Origin of the sequence: Actinomadura logoneensis (assembly GCF_003428695.1) — a bacterium.
Lineage (GTDB): Bacteria > Actinomycetota > Actinomycetes > Streptosporangiales > Streptosporangiaceae > Spirillospora > Spirillospora logoneensis.
Genome location: NZ_QURH01000341.1, coordinates 1 through 504, shown reverse-complemented (window position 1 = coordinate 504; position 504 = coordinate 1). Strand labels below are relative to the sequence as shown.

Annotated in this window: 1 protein-coding gene; it reads right to left on the bottom strand. The window is 80.4% G+C overall.

The window, feature by feature from the left end; all coding sequences use genetic code 11:
• Window positions 1–504 (bottom strand): hypothetical protein (locus tag DZF91_RS39985; protein ID WP_199486806.1); only part of this gene is annotated, 504 nt, incomplete at both ends.

The following is a 504-nucleotide window of genomic DNA, read 5'->3' as shown; positions in this document are numbered from 1 at the left end:
GGGACGGCGCGCCCGCACAGGGCGTCCAGCGTCGCGCCGAGAGCGGCGGCGTCGCCGTCCAGCCGGGTCAGGCCGTGGACGGCCGCCAGCCGCGCCGCCTCCGCGAGCACCTCCCGCGCGCGGTCCCAGCGTCCGGTGTCGATGAGTGCCGAGGCGAGCGGCGCCAGGCACAGCGCCAGCAGGCCGTGGCTCTCGCGCGCGGCGAGGCGGGCGCGTTCCAGGTGGTCGACGCACAGCTCCGGCTCGTCGGCGAACCAGGCGACCAGGCCGCGGGCGGCCAGCCACATCGCCTCGTCCCGCCCGCGCGGCTCGGGATGCGTCCGCCGCAGGTACCCGGGCGCGGTCGCGGGGTCGGCGACGACCGCCGCCAGCTCCTCCACCGCCCGCCGGATACCCTCGCCCCGCGCTGGCTCCACCGGCTCGGGCGGAAGGCTCGACTGATACCCGGCCGCCGCCTCGACGGCGCGCAGCGCGAGCCCGGCGACGCCGCCGCGCGGGGCGGTC